General features: G+C 72.5%; 20 protein-coding genes and 1 rRNA gene. 16 read left to right on the forward strand and 5 right to left on the reverse strand.

What is annotated here, in order from left to right:
• Window positions 1-133: 133 nt before the first annotated feature.
• From rrf to BEK98_RS50840, 3 genes are all read left to right on the forward strand, one after another.
• Window positions 134-250 (forward strand): 5S ribosomal RNA (gene rrf / locus BEK98_RS13000).
• Window positions 251-437: 187 nt separating this feature from the next.
• The gene (locus BEK98_RS50835) at window positions 438-1661 is read left to right on the forward strand and encodes a hypothetical protein (protein WP_208643110.1); all 1224 of its coding nucleotides are present in this window, start codon (window positions 438-440) and stop codon (window positions 1659-1661) included.
• Window positions 1553-2353 (forward strand): tetratricopeptide repeat protein, encoded by an 801-nt coding sequence (locus tag BEK98_RS50840; protein ID WP_279635465.1) that lies wholly within the window; start codon window positions 1553-1555, stop codon window positions 2351-2353. The genes BEK98_RS50835 and BEK98_RS50840 overlap by 109 nt, the downstream gene beginning before the upstream one ends.
• An 85-nt stretch (window positions 2354-2438) precedes the next feature.
• Here the strand turns inward: BEK98_RS50840 and BEK98_RS13010 are convergent, their stop codons facing one another.
• Window positions 2439-3722, reverse strand: coding sequence for a DUF1015 domain-containing protein (locus BEK98_RS13010; RefSeq protein WP_094216644.1), 1284 nt, complete (start codon window positions 3720-3722; stop codon window positions 2439-2441).
• 73 nt (window positions 3723-3795) lie between these two features.
• Here BEK98_RS13010 and BEK98_RS13015 point away from each other — a divergent pair, with 73 nt between their 5' ends.
• The 4 genes from BEK98_RS13015 (at window position 3796) to BEK98_RS13030 (ending at window position 7842) form a co-directional block, all read left to right on the forward strand.
• A complete protein-coding gene (locus BEK98_RS13015) occupies window positions 3796-4824 on the forward strand; it encodes an HAD-IIA family hydrolase (protein ID WP_094216645.1) in 1029 nt (342 codons plus the stop codon).
• A gap of 77 nt (window positions 4825-4901) precedes the next feature.
• Window positions 4902-5945 (forward strand): FecCD family ABC transporter permease, encoded by a 1044-nt coding sequence (locus BEK98_RS13020; protein WP_094216646.1) that lies wholly within the window; start codon window positions 4902-4904, stop codon window positions 5943-5945.
• Window positions 5942-6979, forward strand: a complete 1038-nt coding sequence (locus BEK98_RS13025; protein ID WP_094216647.1) for a FecCD family ABC transporter permease — start codon at window positions 5942-5944, stop codon at window positions 6977-6979. Before BEK98_RS13020 ends, BEK98_RS13025 begins: the two co-directional genes overlap by 4 nt.
• Complete coding sequence (locus BEK98_RS13030) at window positions 6976-7842, forward strand: ABC transporter ATP-binding protein (protein ID WP_094216648.1); 867 nt, start codon at window positions 6976-6978, stop codon at window positions 7840-7842. Before BEK98_RS13025 ends, BEK98_RS13030 begins: the two co-directional genes overlap by 4 nt.
• Here BEK98_RS13030 and BEK98_RS13035 read toward each other — a convergent pair.
• A complete protein-coding gene (locus BEK98_RS13035; RefSeq protein ID WP_094216649.1) occupies window positions 7826-8173 on the reverse strand; it encodes an SCP2 sterol-binding domain-containing protein in 348 nt (115 codons plus the stop codon). The two genes, BEK98_RS13030 and BEK98_RS13035, sit on opposite strands and share 17 nt — an antisense overlap.
• A gap of 42 nt (window positions 8174-8215) precedes the next feature.
• Between BEK98_RS13035 and BEK98_RS13040 the strand changes: the two genes are divergently transcribed.
• The 6 genes from BEK98_RS13040 (at window position 8216) to BEK98_RS13065 (ending at window position 14240) form a co-directional block, all read left to right on the forward strand.
• Complete coding sequence (locus BEK98_RS13040; RefSeq protein WP_094216650.1) at window positions 8216-8521, forward strand: hypothetical protein; 306 nt, start codon at window positions 8216-8218, stop codon at window positions 8519-8521.
• A 7-nt stretch (window positions 8522-8528) separates the two neighbouring features.
• A complete protein-coding gene (locus tag BEK98_RS13045) occupies window positions 8529-9344 on the forward strand; it encodes a TlyA family RNA methyltransferase (RefSeq protein WP_094216651.1) in 816 nt (271 codons plus the stop codon).
• Window positions 9341-10246 carry an NAD kinase gene (locus BEK98_RS13050; RefSeq protein ID WP_094216652.1) on the forward strand — a complete coding sequence of 302 codons (906 nt, stop codon included), beginning with the start codon at window positions 9341-9343 and terminating at the stop codon, window positions 10244-10246. Before BEK98_RS13045 ends, BEK98_RS13050 begins: the two co-directional genes overlap by 4 nt.
• Before the next feature lie 56 nt (window positions 10247-10302).
• A complete protein-coding gene (gene recN, locus BEK98_RS13055) occupies window positions 10303-12045 on the forward strand; it encodes a DNA repair protein RecN (RefSeq protein WP_094216653.1) in 1743 nt (580 codons plus the stop codon).
• Window positions 12046-12055: 10 nt separating this feature from the next.
• Window positions 12056-12811, forward strand: a complete 756-nt coding sequence (locus BEK98_RS13060) for a hypothetical protein (protein ID WP_094216654.1) — start codon at window positions 12056-12058, stop codon at window positions 12809-12811.
• A 292-nt stretch (window positions 12812-13103) separates the two neighbouring features.
• Entirely contained in the window at window positions 13104-14240 is a 1137-nt protein-coding gene (locus tag BEK98_RS13065) for a glycosyltransferase family 4 protein (RefSeq protein ID WP_167444150.1), read from the forward strand.
• Between the two features lie 23 nt (window positions 14241-14263).
• Here BEK98_RS13065 and BEK98_RS13070 read toward each other — a convergent pair whose 3' ends face one another.
• Complete coding sequence (locus BEK98_RS13070; RefSeq protein WP_094216656.1) at window positions 14264-15913, reverse strand: PucR family transcriptional regulator; 1650 nt, start codon at window positions 15911-15913, stop codon at window positions 14264-14266.
• Between the two features lie 49 nt (window positions 15914-15962).
• Window positions 15963-17345, reverse strand: coding sequence for an FAD-binding oxidoreductase (locus BEK98_RS13075; protein WP_094216657.1), 1383 nt, complete (start codon window positions 17343-17345; stop codon window positions 15963-15965).
• 165 nt (window positions 17346-17510) lie between these two features.
• Between BEK98_RS13075 and BEK98_RS13080 the strand changes: the two genes are divergently transcribed.
• Window positions 17511-18173, forward strand: coding sequence for a CatB-related O-acetyltransferase (locus BEK98_RS13080; protein ID WP_094216658.1), 663 nt, complete (start codon window positions 17511-17513; stop codon window positions 18171-18173).
• Between the two features lie 11 nt (window positions 18174-18184).
• Window positions 18185-19102, forward strand: coding sequence for an aminoglycoside phosphotransferase family protein (locus BEK98_RS13085; RefSeq protein WP_094216659.1), 918 nt, complete (start codon window positions 18185-18187; stop codon window positions 19100-19102).
• A 52-nt stretch (window positions 19103-19154) separates the two neighbouring features.
• On the opposite strand, the gene BEK98_RS13090 is transcribed toward BEK98_RS13085, so the two are convergent.
• Window positions 19155-20957 carry a glycoside hydrolase family 15 protein gene (locus tag BEK98_RS13090; RefSeq protein WP_094216660.1) on the reverse strand — a complete coding sequence of 601 codons (1803 nt, stop codon included), beginning with the start codon at window positions 20955-20957 and terminating at the stop codon, window positions 19155-19157.
• A 530-nt stretch (window positions 20958-21487) separates the two neighbouring features.
• Here BEK98_RS13090 and BEK98_RS13095 point away from each other — a divergent pair.
• Window positions 21488-23137 carry a CTP synthase gene (locus BEK98_RS13095; RefSeq protein WP_094216661.1) on the forward strand — a complete coding sequence of 550 codons (1650 nt, stop codon included), beginning with the start codon at window positions 21488-21490 and terminating at the stop codon, window positions 23135-23137.
• Window positions 23138-23148 lie beyond the last annotated feature (11 nt).

Genomic DNA, 23148 nt, shown 5'->3' on the forward strand with positions numbered 1-23148 from the left:
AATAGGCCGAGGGCTTGTCCATTGATGCTCGCGTCCACTGTGTATGTTCTGAGGCAACGAACGGTTGCCGACTTTGAGTTGAACACATGAACACAAAAGAAAAGTGTGCTTGTTCGCTCGAAACCATTAGGGTTTCGGTGGTCATAGCGTGAGGGAAACGCCCGGTTACATTCCGAACCCGGAAGCTAAGCCTCACAGCGCCGATGGTACTGCAGGGGGGACCCTGTGGGAGAGTAGGACGCCGCCGAACAATCTTTGGAGGACCCCTGGTCCCAGCGTTCAGCTGGGACCAGGGGTCCTTTTGTTTTTACAATGCTTGCGGTACCGAAGACAGGAGTCACCGATGTCCACCAACTCTCCCGAAGACCGGCCGGAGCGCGACCAGCGGCGACGGGACAGTGGTGACCGCGGCGAACGCGGCGGCTACCGCGGGGACCGTGGTGGCTTCCGTCGGGACAACGACCGTAACGACCGCGGCGGTTACGGCCGGCGCGATGACCGTAGTGACCGCGGTGACCGTGGCGGTTTCCGCCGCGACGACCGACGTGACGACCGTCGTGATGACCGTGACCGTGGTGATCGCGGTGGTTTCCGTCGCGACGACCGGCGTGACGACAGCCGTGGCGGTGGCCACGGCGACCGCGGTGGCTACGGTCGCCGTGATGACCGGCGTGAGGGTGACCGGGGTTCCCGTCCGGCGTTCCAGCGTGACGACCGGCGTGAGGGTGACCGCGGTTCCCGCCCGGCGTTCCAGCGTGACGACCGTGACCGTGGACCGCGCCGGGACGACCGAGGCGACCGCGGTTTCCGTCGTGACGACCGCCGTGATGACCGCCGTGACGACCGACCCGCCTACCGACGTGACGACCGACGTGATGACAGCCGTGGTGGTGGTTACGGCGACCGCGGTGATCGTGGCGGTTTCCGTCGTGACGACCGACGTGATGACAGCCGTGGTGGTGGCTACGGCGACCGCGGTGATCGCGGTGGTTTCCGTCGTGACGACCGGCGTGATGACAGCCGTGGTGGTGGCTACGGCGATCGTGGTGGTCACGGTCGCCGTGACGACCGGCGTGAGGGTGACCGCGGTTCCCGTCCGGCGTTCCAGCGTGACGACCGTGACCGTGGACCGCGCCGGGACGACCGAGGCGACCGCGGTTTCCGTCGTGACGACCGTCGTGATGACAGCCGTGGTGGCGGTTACGGCGACCGCGGTGATCGCGGTGGTTTCCGTCGTGACGACCGGCGTGACGACAGCCGTGGCGGTGGCCACGGCGACCGCGGTGGCTACGGTCGCCGTGATGACCGGCGTGAGGGTGACCGGGGTTCCCGTCCGGCGTTCCAGCGTGACGACCGGCGTGAGGGCGACCGCGGTTCCCGCCCGGCGTTCCAGCGCGACGACCGAGGCAGCCGCGGGCCCCGTAGGGACGACCGCGGTGGTCGGCCGGGCGGCTTCCGTGGGCGTGACGGGCGGGACGACCGCCGCGACGACCGTCGTGGTGGCAGCCGCTTCCGCGACGAGCGGGACCGGGACCGTGAGCCGATCAAGCGGCTGCCGATCCCGGAGGACGTCACCGGTGACGAGATCGACAAGGACGTCCGGCAGGAGCTGCAGAGCCTGCCCAAGACGCTCGCCGAGGACGTCGCCAAGAACCTGGTGATGGTCGCGCGGCTCATCGACGAGGACCCCGAGGGTGCCTACGGCTACTCCAGGGTGGCCCTGCGCCTGGCGTCCCGTGTGGCCGCCGTACGCGAGGCCGCCGGGTTCGCCGCGTACGCCAACCAGAAGTACAGCGAGGCCCTCGCCGAGTTCCGGGCCGCGCGGCGCATGACCGGCACGGTCGACCTGTGGCCGGTGATGGCCGACTGCGAGCGTGGGCTCGGGCGGCCGGAGAAGGCGCTGGACATGGCCGGCGCCCCCGAGGTGCACAAGCTGGACAAGGCCGGGCAGGTCGAGATGCGGCTCGTCGCGGCGGGTGCCCGGCGTGACATGGACCAGCTGGACGCGGCCATCGTGACCCTGCAGAGCCCGGAGCTGGCCTCCAACTCCGTCCAGCCGTGGACCGCGCGACTGCGCTACGCCTACGCCGACGCGCTGCTGGCCGCGGGCCGGGAGAGCGAGGCGCGGGAGTGGTTCGCGAAGGCCGTCGAGGCGGACCGGGACGGCAGCACGGACGCCTCCGACCGGCTCGCCGAGCTGGACGGCGTGGAGTTCGTCGACGCCCTCGACGAGACCGAGAACGAGAACGACGGTGAGAACGAGGGCGACGACACGGGCGACAGCGAGGACCCGCGCGAAGAGAGCGCCGGTTCCGCGGACGCGACCGCCGCTCAGGACGACGACAAGGACTGACCCGAGCGAGTGACGACGTCACGACATACGAAAGGGCGGGACCCCCGGGGGTCCCGCCCTTTCGTATGTGTTCGTATGCGCGCGGTCAGATCTCCAGCGCCCGCAGCACCAGCCCCGACGCCGGCTTCGGGCCGAACGACGTCGACTTGCGGGGCATCGTCACGCCCTGGCGGGCCAGGTCGCGTACGACCTCCTCGTGGACCGGGTGCAGCAGGACGGCCGTACCGCCGTCGCGCTCGGCCTTCGCGACCGTGGCGGCCGTGTCGTGGATGTAGGCGATGTGGGCCGGGGAGTCCTCGGGGATGTGCCAGACGTGGTCGAGGAGTGCGGCGTGCAGGACCGTGGCGTCCAGGGAGCGCCAGGCGGCCGGGCGGTCCTCGGGGATCGTGCGGGCCAGCAGGTCCGGGTCCGGGCGGTCGACGAGGTGGAAGGAGCCGTCGCCGGCCAGCAGGAAGGCGTTGCCGGCGCAGGCCGCGTCCGCCAGCACCTCCAGGGCCTCGGCCAGCGACACGTCGAGGTGTCGTACCCGGAACAGGCCCTCCAGGGCTGCCAGCGCGTCCGCCACCGGCAGGCCGTGCAGCAGGCGGTGGATGGCGCGGACCCGCAGGGGGTAGCGGGCGGTGTCGACCAGCAGGACCAGGCCGTGGTCCCAGGGGCTGGGGGAGGGGTGCTCGGCGCGCAGCAGCCGGTAGGTGGCCCAGCGGTGGTGGCCGTCGGCGATGAGGGCCTGGTGGTTCGCCAGGTCGGTCTGGATGCGGGCCACGTCGGCGGGGTCGGTGACCGACCACAGGCTGTGGTGGAAGCCGTCCTCGGTGGTCGTGGCCAGCAGCGGGGGCTGTTCCGCGGTGCGCTCGACGACCTCGGCCGCCGTGCCGTTGCCGTGGTAGGTCAGCAGCAGGGGTTCGAGGTTGGCGCGGGTGGCGCGCATCAGGGCCGCGCGGTCGGCGACCACCGGGGGCATGACGTCCTCGTGCGGCAGCACCACGCCCTCCGCGGGCTCTGACACGCGTAGAGCGCCGATGAGACCGCGCTGGAGCATGCCGTTGCCGTCCCGCTGTTCGTACACGTACAGGGCGGGGTCCGGGTCGGTGGTCAGGACGCCCTCGGCGAGCCAGCGGCGCAGGGTGTCGGCCGCCTGTTCGTTGCGGGCGCTGGGGGTGCCGGCCTGGGGGAGGATCAGACGGACGATGTTGTACGGGTCCGCGGCCTCGAGGTGGTGCAGGCCATCGGGGCGGACGACGACGTCGTAGGGCGGGGAGGTGACGGAGGCCAGGCTGCCGACCCGGTCGGGGTCGTAACGAAGGCCTCGGAACGGGGTGAGTTCCAGGCCTCGGCGCACCGTTGCTTCCGAGTGACCTGCAGTCTTCATCCCGGCATCGTACGTGTGTCAGTGGCGTGGGGGATGATCGGGGGAAAGGCGAGTGAACGAGGAGCGATGTGGAATGAGCCAGGCGGTCAGGACGAGGCCCGAGGGCAGTGGGCAGGCCCTGAGCGAGGCGTACGACACGGCGCTGCTCGATCTTGACGGGGTGGTGTACGCGGGCGGCAGCGCGATCGTGCACGCCGTCGACTCGCTGGCGACGGCCCGCGCGGGCGGGATGCATCTGGCGTACGTCACCAACAACGCGCTGCGTACGCCGGACGCGGTGGCGGAGCATCTGACGGAACTGGGGATACCGACGGGGGCGGACGACGTCATCACCTCCGCACAGGCGGTCGCGCGGCTGATCAGCGAGCAGGTGCCGGCCGGGGCGCGGGTGCTGGTGATCGGCGGTGAGGGGCTGCGGGTGGCGCTGCGCGAGCGCGGCCTGACGCCGGTGGAGTCGGCGGACGACGATCCGGCGGCGGTGGTGCAGGGGTACGGCGGGCCCGATCTGACGTGGGGGCGGTTCGCGGAGGCGTCGTACGCCGTGGCGCGTGGGGTGCCGTGGTTCGCGTCCAACACCGACCTGACGATTCCCAGCGGGCGGGGCATCGCGCCGGGCAACGGAGCGGCCGTGGAGGTCGTCCGGATCGCGACCGGCGCGGAGCCTCAGGTGGCGGGCAAGCCGCTGCCGCCCATGCACCGGGAGACGATCCTGCGTACCGGCGCGAAGCGGCCGTTGGTGGTCGGAGACCGGCTGGACACGGACATCGAGGGCGCGTTCAACGGCGGGGTGGACTCGCTGCTGGTGCTGACCGGCGTCACGGACGGCCCCCAGCTGCTCGCCGCGCCGCCGCAGCACCGGCCGACGTATGTGGACGCCGATCTGCGCGGGTTGCTCACCGGCCAGCCGGAGGTCACCGAGGAGGGTGACGGTTTCCGCTGCGGGGGGTGGACGGCGACCGCCGGGGCGGACCGGCTGGAGCTGGAGGGTGACGGCGAAGCACTCGACGGGCTGCGGGCGTTGTGCGCGGCGGCCTGGACGGCGGCCGGGGACGGTTCCTGCGAGCTGGACGGAGGGAAGGCGCTGGCGCGGCTCGGGCTCTGACACACAGCGGCTCGGGCTCCGACCGCTGACCGGCCTTGGGATCGAGTTCGTATGCGAGGGTAGGCTAACCTAACCTCGTGTTGGTCGACAGTCCTCCGGAACAGCGCGCGGAGACCGCCCCCGCGCCCCCAACCCGTCGGGCGGTACGGGCCCTTGGGCTCCTGCTCTCCGCCGCGATCCTGGTGCTCGTCGCCCTGGCGAGCATCGCGATCGGGGCGAAAGCGCTGACGCCGGACCAGGTCTGGCACGGCCTGTTCCACGACACGGGGACGTACGGCGACGTCGTCGTCGACGAGCGGCTCGCGCGTACGGTCCTCGGTCTGCTGGCCGGTGCCGCGCTCGGCCTGTCCGGGGCGGTGCTGCAGGCGCTCACCCGTAATCCGCTGGCCGACCCGGGACTGCTCGGCATCAACGCGGGTGCCTCCGCCGCCGTTGTCACGGCCCTCACCTACTTCGGCGTCACCAGCCCCAGCGGCTATGTGTGGTTCGCCTTCGGCGGGGCGGCGGCGGTCGGCGCGCTGGTCTGGTTCCTCGGCGGCAGCCGGGGCGCCACACCGGTGCGGCTGGCGCTCGCCGGTACGGCGATCAGCGCCGCGCTGTACGGCTATCTCCAGGCCGTGATGATCATGGACGACGCGGCGCTGGGCAAGATGCGCTTCTGGACGGTCGGTTCGCTGGCCTCGGCGACCAACTCGACCATCGTGCAGGTGCTGCCGTTCCTCGCGGCCGGCACGCTCCTCGCGCTCGTCCTGGCCCGGCCGCTGAACGCCGTGGCGATGGGCGACGACACCGCGCGCGCCCTCGGGGCGAACCTCAACCGCACCCGCGCCCTTGCCATGCTCGCCGCCACCGTGCTCTGTGGCGCCGCGACCGCCGCCTGTGGTCCGATCGTCTTCGTCGGCCTGATGGTCCCGCACGTCGTGCGCTCCTTCACCGGCCCCGACCTGCGCTGGATCCTGCCGTACGCGACGGCTCTGTCCCCCGTGCTGCTGCTCGGCGCCGACGTCATCGGCCGGGTCGTGGCGCGTCCCTCGGAGCTGCAGGTCGGCATCGTCACCGCGATCATCGGCGGCCCGGTCTTCATCTTTCTCGTACGACGGCGGAGGACGGCCCAGCTGTGAAGACCAACCGTGTCATCAGGACGCCGGGCGGGCTCTCGCTGGGCCTGGACGTCCGGGCCGTCACCGTCGTCGTCCTCCTGCTGCTGGTCGCGCTCGCCGCGGGCGTCGTGCTGATCGGCACCGGCGACTTCCCGATCTCGGCGGGCGACGTGGTGAAGACGCTGCTCGGCAACGGCAACGCCGGCCAGGAGTTCATCGTCAACGAACTGCGGCTGCCGCGGGTCCTGGTCGGGCTGCTGGTCGGCGCCTCCCTCGGGCTCGGCGGGGCGCTGTTCCAGGCCGTCACCCGCAATCCGCTCGGCAGCCCGGACGTGCTCGGCCTCGGGCAGGGGGCGACCGCCGGGGCGCTCGTGATGATCGTGCTGTTCTCCGGGAACGCGGCCCAGGTCACCGTGGGCGCGCTCGTGGGCGGGCTGGTGACCGGGCTCGCCATCTATCTGCTCGCCTGGAAGCGGGGCGTGCACGGATATCGACTGGTCCTGGTCGGAATCGGCGTCTCCGCGATCGTCACCGCGATCAACGGCTATCTGCTCACCGTGTCCGACATCGTCGACGCGGCCCGTGCCGTCGTCTGGATGACGGGGTCCCTCAACGGCCGTGACTGGGACCAGGTCTGGCCGCTGCTCGGACTGTGCGCCGTACTCCTGCCGCTCGTCCTCGCCAACGCGCGCGGGCTGCGGATGATGGAGATGGGCGACGACGTCTCGAACGCCCTCGGCGTGCGCGTCGAGCGCGTGCGGGCGCTGCTGATGGTGGCCGCCGTCCTGCTCACCGCGACCGCCACCGCGGCCGCCGGGCCCGTCAGCTTCGTGGCGCTCACCGCCCCCCAGCTCGCCCGGCGTCTGACCCGGTCCCCCGGCCCGAACCTGCTGCCGTCCCTGTGCATGGGTGCCGCCCTCCTGGTCACTGCCGACTGGGCCTCGCAGCGGGCCTTCGGCGCCGACCAGCTGCCCGTCGGCGTGGTCACCGGAGTCCTCGGCGGCGTCTACCTGCTGTGGCTGCTGGTCACCGAACGCAGGGCGGGCCGGATATGAGCGGCTCGGGGCAGCCGGACACGAGCGGCTCAGCGATCAAGAACACCCGAAGGAGCACCGTGAACCGCCTGTCCGCCGAGAACGTCACCCTCGCCTACGACCAGCGCGTCATCGCCGAACAGCTGTCGGTCGAGATCCCCGACAGCTCCTTCACGGTGATCGTCGGCCCGAACGCGTGCGGCAAGTCGACGCTGCTGCGGGCGCTGTCGCGGATGCTGAAGCCGGCCGAGGGCCGGGTGCTCCTCGACGGGCAGGTCATCCAGTCGATGCCCGCCAAGAAGGTCGCGCGCACCCTCGGCCTGCTGCCGCAGTCGTCCGTCGCGCCGGACGGGATCACCGTCGCCGACCTCGTCGGCCGCGGCCGCTACCCGCACCAGGGCATCCTGCGGCAGTGGTCCGCCGCGGACGAGCGGGTCGTCCAGGAGTCCATGGCGCAGACGGGTGTCGCCGAACTCGCCGACCGGTACGTGGACGAGCTGTCCGGCGGCCAGCGCCAGCGCGTGTGGATCGCGATGGCACTCGCCCAGCAGACCCCGCTGCTGCTCCTGGACGAGCCGACCACCTACCTGGACATCCAGCACCAGATCGACGTCCTGGACCTGTGCGCGGAGCTGCACGAGACCCAGGGCCGCACGCTGGTCGCCGTCCTGCACGACCTCAACCACGCCGCCCGGTACGCCACCCACCTCATCGCCCTGCGCGGCGGCCGGGTGATCGCCGAGGGCGCCCCGAACGACATCGTGACGGCCGACCTGGTCGAGGAGGTCTTCGGGCTGCGCTGCCAGGTCATCGACGACCCGGAGACGGGGACCCCGCTGGTGGTGCCGGCCGCGCGCAAGGCCAGGCTCACAGCAGCTTCCTGAGCCGGAACAGGTCCAGCAGGTTCGCCTCCAGCCGCACCCGGCCCGAGCCCCAGGCGGTCGCGAAGTTCAGCCGGCCGTGCACCAGGGCGACCAGGTCGTCGCCGGCCATGGCGAGTCTGATCTGCGCCTTCTCGCGCGGAGGCCCCGGGTGGGTCTCGTCCACCTCGATCCGGCCGCCGGTCAGGCGACCCTCGAAGGTGACGTCCAGGTCGGTGATGTGGCAGCTCACGGAGCGGTCCAGGGCGGCGGCCGCGCGAACGTCGCCCTCGGCGCCCTGCATGTTGTCCGAGAGCTTTCCCAGTGCGGCGCGGCACTCCTCGATCGTGGCCATCGCGAACGACGGTACCCGACCGGTTCGGGGTAGCGTCTGGGCATGAGCGAGTCCGTGTCAGAGGCCGAGGTCGGCACCGAGTTCGTGGCCGGGGCGGAGGCCGCGGCCGGCGTCGAAGCCGAGTACGACCCCGCCGCCCCCGCACCCCTGGACGTCCCCCGCACCTCCACCGGCAACGCCGAGGTCGACGCCCAGCTGGAGCGGCTGGGTGACACCGACCACCTGGCCACCGACGGACACCTAGAGGTGTACGAGGATGTACATCGGGGGCTGCGCGACGCGCTCACCGCGCTCGACGCCCGCCCGGGACCTCCGGCGCCCCCACGGCCGTACGAAAGCAGGAGCTGAACCGAACGTGGCAGGAGTCGCACGCCGCCGTCTGGACGCGGAGCTGGTCCGCCGGAAGCTCGCGCGCTCGCGCGAGCACGCCAGCCAGCTGATCGTCGCCGGACGGGTCACCGTCGGCAGGACCGTGGCGACCAAGCCGGCCACGCAGGTGGAGACCGCGGCGGCGATCGTGGTCCAGGACGACGACAGCGATCCCGACTACGTGTCGCGGGGTGGGCACAAGCTCGCGGGCGCGCTGGAGGTCTTCGTACCGCAGGGGCTCGTGGTCGAGGGTCGGCGCGCGCTGGATGCCGGCGCGTCCACCGGAGGCTTCACCGACGTCCTGCTGCGCTCGGGTGCCGCGCACGTGGTCGCCGTGGACGTCGGATACGGCCAACTCGCGTGGTCTCTCCAGAACGATGAACGCGTCACCGTCAAGGACCGTACGAACGTACGCGAGTTGACGCTCGATGCGATCGATGGGGAACCTGTGGATCTTGTCGTGGGTGATCTGTCCTTCATCCCGCTGGGGCTGGTGCTGCCCGCCCTGAAGCGGTGCGTGAAGCCGGACGCCGACCTGGTGATGATGGTCAAGCCGCAGTTCGAGGTGGGGAAGGAACGGCTGGGCAGCGGGGGTGTCGTACGGAGTCCGCAGCTGCGGGCGGAGGCCGTGCGGGGGGTGGCCGAGAAGGCCTGGGAGCTGGGGCTCGGGGTGCGTGGAGTCACCGCCAGTCCGCTGCCCGGTCCCTCGGGCAATGTCGAGTACTTTCTCTGGCTGCGGTCCGGTGCCCCCGAACTGGACCCGGCCGATGTTGACCGTGCAGTGGCGGAGGGGCCGCGTTGACACAGAACCGAGCGCGTACTGTTTTCCTGCTCGCCCACACCGGGCGTCCCGCGGCGATCCGCAGTGCGGAACTCGTGGTCAAGGGACTGCTGGGGCAGGGCATCGGGGTGCGGGTGCTGGAGGAGGAGGCGCGCGACCTGCCGCTGCCCGAAGAGGTCCAGCTGGTCAAGGAAGCGACCCCGCAGTGCCTCGACGGCTGTGAGCTGCTGATAGTGCTGGGCGGCGACGGCACGCTGCTGCGCGGCGCGGAGTTCGCCCGGGCGTCCGGGGTGCCGATGCTCGGCGTCAACCTCGGACGGGTGGGGTTCCTCGCGGAGGCCGAGCGGGACGACCTCGATCGGGTGGTCGACCGGGTGGTGGCGCGGTCGTACGAGGTCGAGGAGCGGATGACCGTCGATGTCGTCGTGCACCGCAACGGGGACATCGTGCACACGGACTGGGCGCTGAACGAGGCGGCGGTGCAGAAGGCCGGCGCCGAGAAGATGCTCGAGGTCGTGCTGGAGATCGACGGGCGGCCGGTTACCGCTTTCGGGTGCGACGGGATCGTGCTGTCGACGCCGACCGGGTCCACGGCGTACGCGTTCTCCGCCGGGGGGCCGGTGGTGTGGCCCGAGGTGGAGGCCCTGCTGATGGTGCCGATCAGTGCGCATGCGCTGTTCGCGAAGCCGTTGGTCACGTCGCCGGATTCCGTGCTTGCCGTGGAGGTTCTGCCTCATATTCCGCCCGGGGTGTTGTGGTGTGACGGGCGGCGGACCATCGAGTTGCCGCCGGGGGCGCGGGTGGAGGTGCGGCGGGGGGCTGTGCCGGTGCGGTTGGCACGGCTGCACCATTCGTCCTTCACCGACCGGCTTGTGGCGAAGTTCGCGCTGCCGACGCACGGGTGGCGGGGGGCGCCGCACTAGGCATCCGTGAGAGTGCGGTTAGGCGGGCCGTGTGCACTCCCCGCCCCGGACCTCGTATGGTCTGTTCCGTGTTGGAGGAGATGCGGATACGGTCGCTCGGGGTCATCGACGATGCTGTCGTCGAGTTGTCGCCGGGGTTCACCGCCGTCACCGGTGAGACGGGTGCGGGCAAGACCATGGTGGTCACCAGCCTGGGGCTGCTGCTCGGTGGGCGGGCGGACCCGGCCCTCGTGCGGATCGGGGCCGGGAAGGCGGTCGTGGAGGGGCGGATCGCCGTTCCCGCGGGCGCTGCCGCCGTCGTACGCGCCGAGGAGGCCGGGGCCGAGCTGGACGACGGGGCCCTGCTGATCAGCCGTACCGTTTCCGCCGAGGGGCGCTCACGGGCGCACCTGGGCGGACGCAGCGTGCCCGTGGGGCTGCTCGCCGAGCTGGCCGACGACCTGGTGGCCGTGCACGGGCAGACCGACCAGCAGGGACTGCTGAAGCTGTCCCGGCAGCGGCAGGCCCTGGACCGGTACGCGGGCGACGGCGTCGCCGTGCCGCTGGCCAAGTACTCCGAGGCCTACCGGCGGCTGCGGGCGGTCTCCACCGAGCTGGAGGAGATCGTCACGCGCGCGCGTGAGCGCGCCCAGGAAGCCGACATGCTCCGGTACGGGCTCGAGGAGATCGCGGCCGTGGAGCCGCGGGCCGGGGAGGACGTGGAGCTGGCCGAGGAGGCGGAGCGGCTCGGGCACGCCGAGGCACTGTCGTCCGCCGCGACCGCCGCGCACGCCGCGCTCGCGGGCAATCCCGAGGACCCCGAGGGCATCGACGCCGCGACCCTCGTCGCGGGCGCGCACCGGGCCCTGGAGGCCGTCCGGTCCCACGATCCGGCGCTCGCCGCCCTCGCCGACCGGATCGGTGAGATCGGGATCCTGCTGGGTGACGTGGCCGGTGAGCTGGCCGGGTACGCCGACGACCTGGACGCCGATCCGCTGCGGCTGGCCGCCGTGGAGGAGCGCCGGGCCGCGCTGACCGCCCTCACGCGCAAGTACGGCGACGACATCGACGCCGTGCTCGCCTGGGCCGAGCAGAGCGCCGCGCGCCTCGGCGAGTTGGACGGCGACGACGAGCGGATCGGCGAGCTGACCGCCGAGCGGGACGCGCTGCGTTCCGAACTGGGCGGGCTGGCGCAGGCGCTGACGGACGCGCGGGGGGAGGCCGCCGAGCGGTTCGCCGCCGCCGTGACCGCCGAGCTGGCCTCGCTGGCGATGCCCCACGCGCGCGTGTCCTTCGACATCCGGCAGGCCGAGGACCCGGAGGGCGTCGAGGTCGACGGGCGCACGGTCGCGTACGGGCCGTCGGGCGCGGACGAGGTCGAGCTGCTGCTGGCCCCGCACCCGGGCGCGCCGCCGCGGCCCATCGCCAAGGGCGCGTCCGGCGGTGAGCTGTCCCGCGTGATGCTGGCCGTGGAGGTCGTGTTCGCGGGGACCGACCCCGTGCCGACGTACCTCTTCGACGAGGTCGACGCCGGTGTCGGCGGCAAGGCCGCGGTGGAGATCGGGCGGCGCCTGGCGAAGCTCGCCAGGACCGCACAGGTCGTCGTGGTCACCCACCTGCCCCAGGTCGCCGCCTTCGCCGACCGCCAGCTGTTGGTCGAGAAGACCAACGACGGCTCGGTCACCCGCTCCGGTGTGAAGGTCCTGGAGGGCGAGGAGCGGGTCCGCGAGCTGTCCCGGATGCTGGCGGGCCAGGAGGACTCGGAGACGGCCCGCGCGCACGCGGAGGAACTGCTGGCAACGGCGCGCGCGGATCTGTGACGATGGCCGGATGATCAACCGCGCTCCAAGGTCCCGCTCGTTCCTGCTGTCCGCCGCGCTCACCCGGGCCGGCCAGGCACTCCTGCGCGCCGAGTCGCCCGGTGGCCGCGCGCGTTGGGAGCGGAAGAACTACGCGGGGCGGGCCGTCGGGCTGTACGCCGGGCCCGCCTCGGCTCTTGGTACGGCGGTCGCCGCCGGGCGGGTGCACCCCGGGGCCGGGCTCGCGGTGCTGGCCGCCGGGGTCTGCGGGGCGTACGACGACGTCGCCGGGGCCGGAGATCCGCGGCGCGGGTTTCGGGCGCATCTGGGGGCCTTGCGGGACGGGGAAGTCACCAGCGGGGCCGTGAAGTTGTTCGGGATCTCCGCCGCCGGGCTGGTGGCGGGCGCCCTGATGAAGGAGCGGCTCCTCGACAAGGTGCTGGCGGGTGTCGTGATCGCCGGGGCCGCGCACTTCGTGAACCTGGTCGACGTACGGCCGGGACGTGCGGCCGCAGCGGTGCTCGCGCTCGGGGCGCCCGGGCTGTTGCGGAACGGGCCGGGCGGGGAACTGACCGCGGCGGCCCTGGGCGGTGCCACGGCCGTGCTGCCCGACGACCTCGCGGAGCGCGTGATGATCGGTGACGCCGGGGCGCACGCCCTCGGAGCGGCGCTCGGTGCCGCCGTGGTCGCGTGCAACCGGCGCGCGGGGCTGCTCGCGCACGCCGTCGCGGTGGTGGCGGCCGCGGTGTACGGGGACCGGGTGAGTGACCGGGTGCGCGCGTTATGAGCCTCTGACCTCCCGGTACGGGCGCACGGGCCGTTCCGCCGAGCCGCGGTTCCCCTCACCCGTGTGGGTGACGTGCTCCGGCGCACTGCTCCGGGCCGCCGCGCTGTGCGCCTCCCCGGATTTCCCGGAACGGCCGTACCTGCTGGCATGCTTGGCAGAGAACACGGGGTGGGTGGCGGGTCGGACGCGGTCCGCGCGAGAGGCGCGCGGTATGTCCTTCCTCCCCTCTCCGCCCGCTACCTTCAGTACGTTTCTTCGTGACCACCCGCGCCGAGTCAGGAGCCCCGGCCCCGTGAGCCCCGTGAGCAGCAACGCACCGCACGGCCAGTCGCCGCTGCGCACCGTGCAGGTGCTGGGCGGAGGCAACGCCGGCAGCAGTGCGCACGTACGCTCCCTGGCCGAGGGGCTCGTCGCCCGGGGTGTGCGGGTCACGGTGTGCGCCCCCGCCGAGGCCGATCGCGCCTACGACTTCACCGGGGCCGGCGCCGATCATGTGCATGTGCCGCGCAGCAGCGACCCGGGCTCCGTGGCCGCGCTCCGGGCGGCCTGCGCGGACGCCGACCTGGTGCACGCGCACGGGCTGCACGCCTCCTTCCGTGCCGTGCTCGCGCTCAGCGGGCGCGGCACCCCGCTGGTGGTCACCTGGCACAACCGGGCCCGGGCCGAGGGCGCACGGGCGCATCTGCTGCGGCTGCTGGAGCGGCGTGTGGTCCGGACGGCCGCCGTGGTGCTCGGCACCACCTCCGACCTGGTGGACCGGGCGCGCCGGACGGGGGCCCGGGACGCCCGGCTCGCGGCCGTGCCCCTGCCCGGGCGGCGCCGGCCCGCCGACCACGACGACCCCGACCGGCTGTGGCCCAAGATCCGCGCCGAACTCGGCGCCACCGGACGCCCGTTGCTCATGGCGGTCGGCTCCCTCGACCCGCAGCGCGGCTACGACGTCCTGCTGGACGCGGCCCGGACCTGGCGGGACCTCGACCCGGTACCGCTGGTCGTCGTGGCGGGGGAGGGGCCGCTGCGGCCGGTGCTGCAGCGGCGGATCGAGGACGAGGAGCTGCCGGTACGGCTCGTCGGACGGCGCGAGGACGTGCCCGAGCTGCTCGCGGCCGCCGATCTCGCGCTGCTGACCAGCAGTTGGGAGTCGCGTTCCGTCCTCGCCCAGGAGGCCCTGCACGCGCGCGTGCCCCTCGTCGCGACACGCGTCGGCGGCATCCCCGACCTCGTCGGCGACGCGGCCGAACTCGTCCCGTACGGCGATGCGGAGGCGCTCGCGGACGTCGTCGTACGGCTGCTCGCGGATCCGGACCGGTGCGAGCTGCTGCGGGAACGGGGCACGCGGCAGGCGGCGACCTGGCCGACGGAGGACGAGACCGTCGCCCAAGTGCTCAGCGTCTACGACGAGTTGACCCAGCCCCAGCCGCTGGCTTAGGGCCCGGCGCGGGCACGTTCCGCCTAGGGCACGTGCCGGCGGGCCCGCAGGGCGAGGCTCAACGCGAGTACGGTCTGCGGGTCGTCGAGGTCGGTGCCCAGCAACTCCCCGATGCGGGCGAGCCGGTTGTACAGGGTCTGGCGGTTGAGGTGCAGCTCGCGGGCGGTCTCCGCCTTGCGGCCCGCGTGCGCCAGATAGGTCTCCAGGGTGGGCAGCAGCGGCGGCTTGGAGCGGTGGTCGTGGTCGCGCAGCGGGCCGATCGCACGGTCCACGAAGGCCGCCAGGTCCGGGTGGTCGCGCAGCCGCCACAGGAGGAGGTCGATATCGAGGCGGCGGGCGTCGTACCAGGGGCGGTCGGTCAGGCCCTGCGCCGCCGTCGCCGTCTCCGCCGCGTGCCGCAGGCCCGCCGACGCGGCCGCCCAGCCACCGGCCACCCCGACCACCACGACCGGCGGCGGAGCACCCGGCCGCTGCATCCCGGCCCGCTCGACGCCCGCCCGCAGCGCCGTCGCCACCCGGTCCGCGACAGCCGAACGCTCCGACTCCGAGCGCAGCCCGAGCAGCACCGGCACCCGGCCCTCGACCGGCCGCACACCCAGCAGCACCGGCACGCCCACCGAGGCCAGCTCCTCGGCGACCGCCCGCGCCAGCACCGCCCAGCCGCCGCCGGGGGACAGGGAGTCCCCGACCCGCATCACCACGGGCAGCAGCGGGCTGCTGCCGGGCTTGAAGCCGAGCACCCGGGCCTGCGCCGGGGCGTCCTCCGCCGTGATGCGGCCCTCGGCGAGGTCGGTGAGGAAGTCGCCCCGGCCGCGCGCCGCCAGCTCCTCCTCCTGCCGGGCCTGCATCAGCACCACGGCCAGGATGCCCGCGGCCCGCTCGGCGGCGATCCGGTGCACCGGAGCCAGCGGCGAGCGGACCGGCAGCAGCACCAGCCGCGCCCGTACCGACCCCGGCCCCGCCCCGGGCCCGCCGCCGGGCACGTCCACCAGCACCGAGCCGGCGGGCGGCGGCGCGTCCTTCTGCGGACCCCGCAGCCCCTCCCACACCTGCAGCGGATCCGCGCCCTCGGGTCCGGACCCGGCGGCGTACAGCAGCCGGCCGTCCGCGGTCTCCAGGAACACCGGGTTGGCGCTGAAGTCGGCCAGGATGCCCAGCACCTGCGGCACCCCGCCACCGCCCAACAGCGCCTCGGTACACCGCCGGTGCACCTCCTCCGCGCGCTGCAGCAGCGCGTAGTGCCCGTTGACGATCTCGGTGTGGATCTCCTCGGTGACGGTCACGAACGGCACCTCGCGGTGCAGCTGGACCAGCGGCAGCCCCGCGCCGCGGGCCGTGTCCACCAGCGCGGCGGGCAGCCGGGTGAAGCGCGGGCCCAGCTCCACCACCAGCGCCGCGATCCCGCGCTCGGCGAGCGTCCGCACGAACGCGCGCTGCTCGGCCGGGCGGGTGCCGAGGCCGTAGCCCGTGGTCAGCAGCAGCTCGCCGCCCTTGAGCAGCGAGGCGATGTTCGGCACCTCGCCCGCGTGCACCCAGCGGACCGTGCGCCCCAGCCGGTCGGCACCCGCCAGGATCTCCGGGAGCCCGCTGCGCAGTCCCGGCAGCTCCAGCGCCCGCTGAACGGTGATCCCGGCGCCCTGAGTGGCGAATCTGCTCTCCGTACCGCTGTCCATGGAGCGGACGCTACCTGCGCAAACGCCCGGACGACAGCTCGGGCGCCGGCTACAGCGGACGGATGTTGTGGTTGAAGCGGAACACGTTGTCGGGGTCGTACGCCCGCTTCACCTTTTCCAGCCGCAGAAGGTTCCCGGCGCCCAGGCCCGCCCGCACTCGCTCGGCGCCCTCCGCGCCGATGAAGTTCAGGTACACGTCCCCCGTGCTCCACGGCCGGACGCCCGTGCGGACGTCCCGCACCCAGGCGACGGCCCGCTCGTCGTCGGCCGGGTCCGCCCAGACGGCGAAGGGATGCACGGCCCAGGGCGCGTCCCGGTACGGCACCGGGTACGTGTGCGGACCGGCCGCGATCGCACCGCCCTGCGGGAAGACGATGTGCTGGGTGGAGGTCGGCACGGGCATGTCCGCGGCACGGGCGCAGAAGACGTCCACCAGCTCGTCGGGCAGACCGGTCAGATACTCCGCCGACCAGTGGTTCCGCAGGCCGGGCGGAACGTCCAGCATGCACTGCAGGTCCACGTAGGGCAGCGCGCCGACCAGCTCCGACTCGTGCGGCAGCGCCAGCAGCGGCTCGGCCGGCTTGCGCAGCTCCTCCTCGCCGCCGGTGTACGTCAGCAGCACGGCGCACACCAGCTTCCCGACCAGGTGCTCCGGTACGAACTCCGCGGGCGGGCCGGTGATGTACAGCACCGCGCCGCCCAGCTCGTCGGGGCCGGTGCGGATGACCTCCCGGAAGGCGCGGACCGCGTCGGGGCCCACCTCCGGCAGGTACAGCAGCAGGGCGACGGCGAACTCCGGCAGCTCGTGCAGCTCCAGGGTGAGCGCGGTGGCGACGCCGAAGTTGCCGCCGCCGCCGTGCAGGGCCCAGAACAGCTCGGGGTTCTCGTCGGCGTTCGCGTGCACCCGCTCGGCGTCGGCGGTCACCAGTTCCACCGCGATGAGGTTGTCGACGGCCAGGCCGAAGGCGCGGTCCAGCCAGCCGGTGCCGCCGCCCAGCACGAACCCGCCGACGCCCGTGGACGAGACCCGGCCGCCGGTGGTCGCGAGGCCGTACGGCTGGGTGGCCCGGTCCAGATGGCTCATCGTGGCACCGCCCTCGACCCGGACCGCCTCGGCCGCGGGGTCCACGGTCACCCCGTGCATCCGGCGCAGGTCCACCACGAGCGCGCCGTCGCCCAGGGCCGTGCCGGCCACGCTGTGCCCGCCGCCGCGCACCGCGATGTGCAGGTCGAGATCCCGCCCGAAGCGCACCGCCCGGACCACGTCGGCCGCGTCCGCGCACTGCGCGATCACGGCCGGACGCTTGTCGATCACCGCGTTGAAGACCGCACGCGCCGCGTCGTAGCCCGCGTCCCCGGGGGCGAACACCTCGCCGACCAGATCCTCGCGCAGCGCGGCGAGGGCCGCGTGCGCCTTCGAGAGGGGAGCCATGGCCGCCCCCTTCCGCACAGGGGCCGCACTCCGCTTCCAGCCTAGGTGGGCCGGGTCGAGGGTGCAGTGCGTTCGTTGCCCGTGCCGCAAATGACTGTCCCGGACCGCTCGGTGTCGCGATCATGGACCGGTCACCGACCCGCGACCGATGAGGGAGCGCTCCCCATGCCCGTCCCGGCTGATCCGACCGTTCTCCATCCGATGCCCGAGCAGCCGCGGGTGGTGCTGCTCAGGCCGCTGGTGAAGTCCCCGCTGATCGAGGTCGGGGAGTACTCCTACTACGACGATCCCGACGACCCGACCGCGTTCGAGACGCGCAACGTGCTCTACCACTACGGGCCGGAGAAGCTGATCATCGGCAGGTTCTGCGCGCTGGGTACGGGAGTGCGGTTCATCATGAACGGTGCCAACCACCGGATGGACGGTCCCTCGACCTTCCCCTTCCCCACCATGGGTGGCTCGTGGGCCGAACACTTCGACCTGCTCACCGGCCTGCCCGGCCGAGGGGACACCGTCGTCGGCAACGACGTCTGGTTCGGCCACGGCACGACGGTCATGCCGGGCGTCCGCATCGGGCATGGCGCGATCATCGCCACCGGCGCCGTGGTCACCGCGGACGTGCCCGACTACGGCATCGTCGGCGGCAACCCGGCCCGCCTCATCCGCACCCGCTACGACGACCAGGACATCGCCCGACTGCTGGCGGTGGCCTGGTGGGACTGGCCCGCGGAGCACATCACCGAGCACGTGCGGGCGATCATGTCGGGCAGCATCGCCGATCTGGAAGCCGCCGCCCCGGACACCCCGCACGACATTCCGCATGTGTGAGGGTTCTCCGCATGACCCACACCGAGATCGAGATCACCGCGGAGTTGGTCCGGGATCTGCTGCGTGACCAGCATCCCGACCTGGCCGATCGGCCTGTGAGGCTCGGCGCACGTGGCTGGGACAACCAACTGTGGCGACTCGGCGACGACCTCGCCGTCCGGCTGCCCTGGGCGACGCAGTCCGCCGATGCGCTGTTGCGCAAGGAGCACGCCTGGCTGCCCGCCCTGGCCCCGCGCCTCCCCCTGCCGGTCCCCGTCCCGCAGCGCCTCGGGGAGCCCTCCGAGCGGTTCCCGCGGCCCTGGATCGTGACCACCTGGGTGCCGGGCGCTCCTGCCGACCGTGCCCCGGTCACGCGCGCCGCGGACGCGGCCGACAGCTTGGCCGTCTTCCTGACCGCTCTTCACCGACCCGCTCCCGACGGCGCGCCCGTCGGCCGTGACCGCGGGGGGCCGCTGGCCGACCGCGCCGAGCAGTTCGCCGAGGGACTCGCCTCGGCCACCGAGATGGGGCTGATCCCCGACCCGGACGCCGTCCGCGCGGTCTGGGAGGACGCCGTCGCCGCGCCCGACTGGGCGGGCCCACCAGTGTGGCTCCACGGCGACCTGCACCCGGCCAACGTCCTCACCGCGGACGGCACCTTCTGCGGCGTGATCGACTTCGGCGACCTCTGCGCGGGCGATCCGGCCTGCGACCTCGCCGCCCCGTGGACACTGCTGCCGGACGGCGCCGCCGACCGCTTCCATCGCGCGTACCGGCCGACCGCGGACGCCGCGACCCTGCGTCGCGCCCGCGGCTGGGCCGTGTGGCGCGCCCTCGGCGGCATCCTCGTCGGAGAGGCCGGCGTCCGCGGCCGCCCCGGCGGCAAGCCCACCTGGGGCCCACCCGCCCATGCCGCCCTGCGACGCCTCGTCGCGGCGGCCCACCGCTGAGAAGCCCCGCCCCGGCCGTACGCATGGATGACGGCCGGGGCGGGGGTGGCGCTCAGCCGCCGTACGCCCCCGAAGCCGTCAGCCGCAGTGCCGTGTCGATCAGCGGAACGTGGCTGAAGGCCTGGGGGAAGTTGCCGACCTGGCGTTGCAGGCGCGGGTCCCACTCCTCGGCGAGCAGGCCGAGGTCGTTGCGCAGGGCGAGGAGCTTCTCGAAGAGTTTGCGGGCCTCGTCCACGCGGCCGATCATCGCCAGGTCGTCGGCCATCCAGAAGGAGCAGGCCAGGAAGGCGCCCTCGTCGCCCGGAAGGCCGTCGACGCCCTCGTCCTCGCCTTCCGTCGGGTAGCGCAGGATGAACCCGTCCGTGGTGGACAGCTCGCGCTGGATCGCCTCGATGGTGCCGATCACCCGCTTGTCGTCCGGCGGCAGGAAGCCCATCTGCGGGATCAGCAGCAGCGAGGCGTCCAGCTCCTTGGAGCCGTAGGACTGGGTGAACGTGTTGCGCTCCTGGTCGTAGCCCTTCTCGCACACGTCCCGGTGGATGTCGTCGCGCAGTTCCTTCCAGCGCTCCAGCGGGCCGTCCGCGTCACCGGACTCGATCAGCTTGATGGTGCGGTCCACCGCCACCCAGGCCATCACCTTCGAGTGCACGAAGTGCCGGCGCGGGCCGCGCACCTCCCAGATGCCCTCGTCCGGCTCCTGCCAGTGGTCCTCCAGGTAGCGGATCAGCTTGAGCTGGAGCAGGGAGGCGTAGTCGTGGCGGGCCAGGCCGGTCATGTGGGCCAGGTGCAGGGCCTCGGTGACCTCGCCGTACACATCCAGCTGGAGCTGGTGGGCCGCACCGTTGCCGACCCGGACCGGCCCCGAGTTCTCGTAGCCCGGCAGCCAGTCCAGCTCCGCCTCACCCAGCTCCCGCTCGCCCGCGAGGCCGTACATGATCTGCAGGTTCTCCGGGTCGCCCGCGACCGCGCGCAGCAGCCACTCGCGCCAGGCCCGGGCCTCCTCGCGGTAGCCCGTGCGCAGCAGGGAGGAGAGGGTGATCGCGGCGTCGCGCAGCCAGGTGTAGCGATAGTCCCAGTTGCGGACGCCGCCGATGTCCTCGGGGAGGGAGGTGGTCGGGGCCGCGACGATGCCACCCGTGGGGGCGTACGTCAGCGCCTTCAGGGTGATCAGCGAGCGGATCACCGCTTCGCGGTACGGACCGTGGTACGTACAGTGCTCGACCCACTCGCGCCAGAACTCCTCCGTCGCCTCCAGCGACTGCTCGGGCTCCGGCAGCTGCGGTGGCTCCTTGTGCGAGGGCTGCCACGAGATGGTGAACGCGATCCGGTCGCCCGGGGCGACGGTGAAGTCGGCGTAGGTGGTCAGCGCCTTGCCGTAGGTCTCGGCCTCCGTGTCGAACCACACAGAGTCGGGCCCGGCGACCGCCACCGTCCGGCCCTCGTGCTTGTGCACCCAGGGCACGATCCGGCCGTAGGAGAACCGCATCCGCAGCGCGGAGCGCATCGGCACCCGGCCGGTGACGCCCTCCACGATCCGGATCAGCTGCGGCGCGCCGTCACGCGGGGGCATGAAGTCCGTCACGCGCACGGTGCCGCGCGGGGTGTCCCACTCCGATTCCAGGATCAGCGAGTCGCCGCGGTAGCTGCGCCGGGCGGCCGTGGGGGGCTGCGCGTCGGCCGCGTGTGCCGGGCCGAGCCGCCAGAAGCCGTGCTCCTCGGTGCCCAGCAGGCCGGCGAAGATGGCATGCGAGTCGAAGCGGGGCAGGCACAGCCAGTCGACTGTGCCGTCCCGGCAGACCAGTGCCGCGGTCTGCATGTCTCCGATGAGTGCGTAGTCTTCGATGCGCCCGGCCACGTGCAACTCCAGTCGAACGGCCACGTCACCCCCACACAAGGGGGCTGTCGCTAGTGCGGTCAAGGGGTCGTTGTTATGCGTCGTTGAGCGGTGAAGCAAAGCAGCCCGCCGAGCCCTGAGGCAAAACGACAGTCTTTGCTCAACGAACTGCCGCGCTCTCGTTGTTCCGGGTGATGCAGGCGGGGGTGTGCCGTCGTTCCGGCCGGGCTCGGCAGCGAGTGTCCGAGCAGGATACGACGCACGTAGATGATCTGCGTGCCGCTCCGGGCAACCCGTGTGGGCCGAACGAGTGAGCAGCGGGTGATATCGATGTGACCGGTGCGCACCTGTGTATACGCACGTGACGGGTGTCGTGTCGGCGCGAGCGCGGAGCGTGGCCGGAAGCCATCCCCTCCGGGCGCTGATACGCTGGTAGCCCGTGGACCGGTGGGCGACAAACCCCCGAACCGCAGCGACGGCGCCTCCGGAAATCTCCGGGCGGGTAGCCGGACCGCATCACAGACAGCGACCACGGGAGCCCCCTCTTGGCCATGCCGCCGAAATCTACGACGACCAAGCACATCTTCGTCACCGGGGGTGTCGCCTCCTCGCTCGGCAAGGGCCTCACCGCCTCCAGCCTGGGCATGCTGCTCAAGGCCCGCGGCCTGCGCGTCGTGATGCAGAAGCTGGACCCGTACCTGAACGTCGACCCGGGCACGATGAACCCCTTCCAGCACGGTGAGGTGTTCGTCACCAACGACGGCGCCGAGACCGACCTGGACATCGGCCACTACGAGCGCTTCCTCGACCGCGACCTGGACGGCTCGGCCAACGTCACCACCGGCCAGGTGTACTCGACCGTGATCGCCAAGGAGCGGCGCGGCGAGTACCTGGGCGACACCGTGCAGGTCATCCCGCACATCACCAACGAGATCAAGCACCGCATCCGGCGCATGGCCACCGACGAGGTGGACGTCGTCATCACCGAGGTCGGCGGCACGGTCGGCGACATCGAGTCGCTGCCGTTCCTGGAGACCGTCCGCCAGGTCCGCCACGAGGTCGGCCGGGACAACGTCTTCGTGGTGCACATCTCGCTGCTGCCGTACATCGGCCCCTCCGGCGAGCTGAAGACCAAGCCGACCCAGCACTCCGTCGCCGCCCTGCGCAACATCGGTATCCAGCCGGACGCGATCGTCCTGCGCTGCGACCGCGAGGTCCCGACCGCGATCAAGCGCAAGATCTCGCTGATGTGCGACGTCGACGAGGCCGCCGTCGTCGCCTGCCCGGACGCCCGCTCGATCTACGACATCCCGAAGGTCGTGCACTCCGAGGGCCTGGACGCCTACGTCGTGCGCAAGCTCGACCTGCCGTTCCGTGACGTGGACTGGACGACCTGGGACGACCTGCTCGACCGCGTCCACAACCCCGACCACGAGATCACCCTCGCCCTCGTCGGCAAGTACATCGACCTGCCCGACGCCTACCTGTCGGTCACCGAGGCGCTGCGCGCGGGCGGCTTCGCCAACAAGGCCCGCGTGAAGATCAAGTGGGTCACCTCCGACGACTGCAAGACCCCGGCGGGCGCCAAGGCGGCTCTCGGCGACGTCGACGGCATCTGCATCCCCGGCGGCTTCGGCGACCGCGGTGTGCTCGGCAAGGTCGGCGCCATCCGCTACGCCCGCGAGAACAAGATCCCGCTGCTCGGCCTCTGCCTCGGCCTCCAGTGCATCGTGATCGAGGCCGCGCGCAACCTCGCCGACATCCCGGACGCCAACTCCACCGAGTTCGACCCGGCCACCGGCCACCCGGTCATCTCCACCATGGCCGAGCAGATGGACATCGTCGCCGGTGAGGGCGACATGGGCGGCACGATGCGGCTCGGCATGTACCCGGCGAAGCTGGCCGAGGGCTCCATCGTGCGCGAGGTGTACGACGGCAAGGAGTACATCGAGGAGCGGCACCGTCACCGCTACGAGGTGAACAACGCCTACCGCGCGGAGCTGGAGAAGAAGGCCGGCATCCTCTTCTCGGGCACCTCCCCGGACGGCAAGCTCGTCGAGTACGTCGAGTACCCGCGCGACGTCCACCCGTACCTGGTCGCCACGCAGGCGCACCCCGAGCTGCGCTCGCGGCCGACCCGTCCGCACCCGCTCTTCGCCGGCCTGGTGAAGGCCTCGGTCGAGCGGAAGAATTCCAAGTAACACACCAGTTG

The organism is Streptomyces diastatochromogenes, from assembly GCF_002242805.1.
Taxonomy (GTDB): Bacteria; Actinomycetota; Actinomycetes; order Streptomycetales; family Streptomycetaceae; genus Streptomyces; species Streptomyces diastatochromogenes.